This is a genomic window from Oscillibacter sp. (assembly GCF_032060045.1).
Taxonomy (GTDB): domain Bacteria; phylum Bacillota; class Clostridia; order Oscillospirales; family Oscillospiraceae; genus Oscillibacter.
Genome location: NZ_DAMBZJ010000006.1, coordinates 42,959 through 47,535, shown reverse-complemented (window position 1 = coordinate 47,535; position 4,577 = coordinate 42,959). Strand labels below are relative to the sequence as shown.

Sequence of the window (4,577 nt, the reverse complement as noted above, 5' to 3'; positions counted from 1 at the left end):
GGAGCTTCCGGGGCGGATGGCGTATCTTGCCTTCCGGGGGACGGACGACACATTGGTTGGCTGGAAGGAAAACTTTGACATGGCCCTTCGAGACGCCGTTCCCTCACAGATACGGGCGACAGACTATGTAGACCGGGTCGCCAGGCGGTACTGGGGATGGAAGCTGTACCTTGGAGGTCACTCCAAAGGGGGAAATCTGGCGGTGTACAGCGCCGTACATTCTAAAAAAACGGTTCAAAATCGGATTCTTGCTGTTTACAACAACGATGGTCCGGGCTTTCGCGCTGCGCTTACGGGCCGGGAAGAGCACCGGCGAATCGCGGACAGGATTCACACGATTCTGCCCAAATCCTCCGTGGTGGGACTTTTGATGGAGCACGAGGAGGAACTCACCGTGGTGGATTCCACGCAGATAGGAATTTTGCAGCACGACGGCTTTTCCTGGTGCGTAATGGGATCGGAGTTTGTCCGGGTGGACGACATGACCGACATTGAATTGAACGATAGAGTGCTCAAGGCGTGGGTAAACGGTCTCAATCAAGAGCAGAGAGAGCGATTCTCCGATGCGCTGTTCGCGGTGCTGTCCGCGTCCAGCGCAGACACGCTGGCAGAGCTACGTGCACAAGGACCCAAGTCCGCCGCCGCCGTATTAAAAGCGTTGTCGGTACTGGATAAAAAGACGTTGACGGCGCTAAATTTTGCAATAGGCGTGCTGTTTAAAACGAGCACCCAATCCCTGCTGGAGGATTGGAAGCGGGAAGGACGCCGCCTTTTCAAAGAGTGGGAAAACTGGAAAGAGAACCGGAACGAGCAGTTGGACAAAACATAAAAGCCTTGGTGAGAAGAGGGTGCTGTATAAGCGCCTCTACCAAGAGCGTACATGCCGTGCGGTCGTGGAAAAAGATAAATGAAAGGCTCCGGGGAAGCTACTTCCCCGGAGCCTTGTCTTGCATCGCGCACAAGCGATGAATTTGTTTTCAAATCAGCATTCTTTTTAAAAGCGCCCCAAAGCGGGTGTTTATACGCTTTAAAAATTCAACTGTCGGAAGTTATAAACTACCGTTCCTCGCGGAAATAGGGGAGGCCCAAAGATGCGGGCGGCTGATTTTCCTTCCGGTTGCGCATGGAGACGGCAACCAACACGGCCAGCGTCACCAGATAGGGCAGCATTTTAAACAGCTCTTGAGAACTGCGGTTCAGGCCGGGAATGTAGAAATACATCCAGAACAGCAAGCCGAAGAGATAGGAGCCCCAGATGGCGCCGATGGGCTTCCATGTAGCGAAGATGACCAGCGCCACGGCCAGCCAGCCCAGAGATTCGATTCCGCCGTCGTTGGCCCAAGTGCCTTTGGTGTAGTCCATCACATAATACAGTCCGCCAAGGCCGGAGAGGCCTGCGCCAAGGCAGGTGGCCAGATACTTATTGCGGGTAACGCTGATGCCGGCGGCATCGGCCGTGCCGGGGTTTTCGCCCACGGCCCTTAGATTCAGGCCCATGCGGGACCGACTCATAAAAATATGCAGTGCCACAGCGATCAGAATGGCTGTATAGGCCAGGAATCCATAGGAAAAGAACAGCTTGCCGGCGCTTCCCAAGTCGGCCAGCGGCGTGGAGGACCGGTAAGCGGAGGAGGTGACTGCCACGGAAATCTGCCCTACACCGCCAGCCAGCTTATTCAGGCTTCCACCAAAAAAGTTGGCAACGCCGCCGCCAAAAATCGTCAGGGTCAATCCGGTGACGTTTTGATTGGCACGGAGGGAGATGGTCAGGAAGCTAAAGATCAATCCGCCTGCCGCCGCCGCCAAAAAGGCGCACAGCATGGAGATCAGAAGCCCTGCAACGGGAGATGGGGAAGAAGTGGAGGCCTCGTAGAAAAACGCACCCATCAGTCCCGCGATGCCCCCTAAGTACATAATTCCGGGAACACCCAGATTCAGGTTGCCAGAGCGTTCTGTCAGGATTTCGCCCAGCGCGCCAAACAGAATGACCGTTCCGAAGACGATGGCCGCCTGAAACAGTGAGATAAATTGTGTCATGCGTCCGCCCTCCCCACCGGGCAGCTTGCGTCGCGCTTGCGGCGGAAGCTGACTTTATAGCTGATGAAAAATTCGCTGCCCAGAATACAGAACAGAAGAATACCGGTGATAATCTCCGACACAAAGCTATTCAGGTTGTACCGGGATGCAATTTCCACAGCGCCTTTTTCCAGAAACAGCAGGAGGAAAGAGAAGAGGATCATCACGAAGGTGTTGAATTTCGAGAGCCACGCAACAATAATTGCGGTGAAGCCCCGTCCACCCGCGGTGGAGGTGGAAATGGTATGGGATGAACCAGAAACCGCCAGAAAACCTGCCACGCCGCAGATGGCGCCGGAGAGAAGCATGGTGCGGATATAAACCTTGCGCACATTGATACCGGCATACCGTGCGGTGTTCTCGCTGTCGCCCACCACGGAAATCTCATAGCCCTGCTTGGAATATTTCAGATAGCTGTACATTAATATGGCGATGGTGAGCACGATGATTACATTCAGCATATAGGCCTGCCCAAAAACGCTGGGGAACCAGCCGTTCTTAGTAAGCTGATTGATGACGCCCACGGAGTTGGATCCGGCGGGATTTTCCCACTTGGAGACGGCATAGCTGGTAAGCTGAATGGCCACATAGTTCATCATTAGAGTGAACAGCGTCTCATTGGTGCCCCAGCGGGCCTTAAACACACCGGGAATCAGGCCCCAGATGCCTCCGGCAACCATGGAAACCACCAGCATGACCAACAGCAGCACGGGGGTGGGAAGCGAGCCGCCCAAATATATCATACATGCCGCGGTGGCAATGCCGCCCACCAGAATCTGACCTTCCGCGCCGATGTTCCAAAACCGCATCTTAAAGGCTGGGGCCAGACCCACAGCGATGCACAGCATCATCATCGCGTCCCGGATTGTGACCCAGGCGCGGCGGGAGGTGCCGAAGGCGCCTTGAAACATAGCTTCGTACACCTTCAGGGGATTAAGGTGTACAATTGAGAAAATAATCAGGCCAGAGAGCACCAACGCCAGCACCAGCGCGGCGCCCCGGATGAGCCAGGCTTTTTCTCTGGAAATCCCCACGCGCTTTGAAATATGGACCAGAGGTTCGCTGCTGCCGCATTTGGAGGTGCCGCAGGCTGCTTCAGGCTTGCTCATGACGCTGCACCCTCTTTCCTGAACTGGGTCATCAGCAGACCGATGCCCTCTTTCGTGGCTTCCTCGCGGGGGACCACGCCGCTGACCTGACCGCCGCACAGCACCACAATCCGGTCGCACAGCTCCAGCAGCACGTCCAGATCCTCGCCCACGTAAATCACCGCCACGCCTTTAAGCTTTTGCTCAGTCATAAGATTGTAAATTGTATAGGAGGTGTTAATGTCAAGACCTCGGACGGCATAAGCGCTCATCAACACCGTGGGGTTCATGGCGATTTCTCGGCCCACCAGAACCTTTTGCACATTGCCGCCAGAGAGCTTACGAATCTGGGTGGCAACGCTGGGCGTGACCACTTCCAGTTCATCCACCACTGTCTCCGCCAGCTTCTTGGGTTTTTTCCGGTCGGCAAAAACGCCCCGGCCACTGAGATAGCTGCGCAGCAGCATATTGTCCGTCAGATCCATGTTGGCGACAAGGCCCATGCCAAGCCGGTCCTCCGGCACGAAAGACAGGGCCACGCCCATTTTCATAATATCCAGCGGGGATTTGCCGATCAGCTCGTGAACGTGCTTGGCGTTTTCGGGGTCATCGGCGGGGGCATCCGGATTCCAGTGCTCATCCTTATAGAGGATGCGGCTGCCCGGCTCGCAGAGCTGAAGACCTGCAATCGCCTCCAAAAGCTGTTTCTGGCCGGAACCGGCGATGCCCGCAATGCCTAAGATTTCGCCGCCACGGGCGGTAAAGCTTACGTCGCTGAGACGGGGGACCCCGTCCTTATCCTTCACAGTTAGATGCTGTATCTCGATGCGCTCCGTGGTTTTCTCAGCTTTCGGACAGTCGATATTCAATTCCACAGTCCGGCCCACCATCATATCGGTGAGCTTCTGGGGATCCGTATCACAGGTACGCACGTCCCCGATGAACTTGCCTTTGCGCAGCACGGCCACCCGGTCAGATACGTCCATTACCTCGTGGAGCTTATGAGTGATGATGACCAGCGCCTTGCCGTCTGCCTTCATATTGCGCATGACGGCAAACAGCTTGTCGGTTTCCTGAGGCGTAAGTACGGCCGTGGGTTCGTCTAAAATCAGAATATCCGCCCCCCGATAGAGGACCTTTACGATCTCCACCGTCTGCTTCTGGGAGACGGACATATCGTAAATTTTCTGGTTGGGGTCGATGTCAAATCCGTATTTGTCCGCAATATTCTTGACCTTCGCCGCGATGGACTTGCGGTCCAGCTTGCCCTCTCCGGTGAGGCCCAGAACAATGTTCTCCGCTGCGGTAAACACATCCACCAGCTTGAAATGCTGATGGATCATACCGATGCCCAGATCAAACGCGTCTCTGGGGCAGCAGATGCTCACGGCCTGCCCATTTACATAAATTTGT

Annotated in this window: 4 protein-coding genes; 1 reads left to right on the top strand and 3 read right to left on the bottom strand. The window is 55.4% G+C overall.

Annotated features, from left to right (window positions below):
- Positions 1-829, top strand: an 829-nt coding sequence (locus RT018_RS03975) for an Mbeg1-like protein (protein WP_312939495.1), incomplete at its 5' end; no start/stop codon positions are given.
- A gap of 227 nt (positions 830-1,056) precedes the next feature.
- On the opposite strand, the gene RT018_RS03970 is transcribed toward RT018_RS03975, so the two are convergent.
- The 3 genes from RT018_RS03970 to RT018_RS03960 form a co-directional block, all read right to left on the bottom strand.
- Positions 1,057-2,037, bottom strand: a complete 981-nt coding sequence (locus RT018_RS03970) for an ABC transporter permease (protein WP_312939493.1) — start codon at positions 2,035-2,037, stop codon at positions 1,057-1,059.
- Positions 2,034-3,185 (bottom strand): ABC transporter permease, encoded by a 1,152-nt coding sequence (locus tag RT018_RS03965; RefSeq protein ID WP_312939491.1) that lies wholly within the window; start codon positions 3,183-3,185, stop codon positions 2,034-2,036. The genes RT018_RS03970 and RT018_RS03965 overlap by 4 nt, the downstream gene beginning before the upstream one ends.
- The coding region (locus tag RT018_RS03960; protein WP_312939489.1) for an ATP-binding cassette domain-containing protein at positions 3,182-4,577 on the bottom strand (1,396 nt) is incomplete at its 5' end. The genes RT018_RS03965 and RT018_RS03960, both read right to left, overlap by 4 nt.

Coding starts and splice junctions, on each gene's coding strand:
- RT018_RS03970 (WP_312939493.1), bottom strand. CDS start 2,037: ATGACACAATTTATCTCACTGTTTCAGGCGGCCATCGTCTTCGGAACG.
- RT018_RS03965 (WP_312939491.1), bottom strand. CDS start 3,185: ATGAGCAAGCCTGAAGCAGCCTGCGGCACCTCCAAATGCGGCAGCAGC.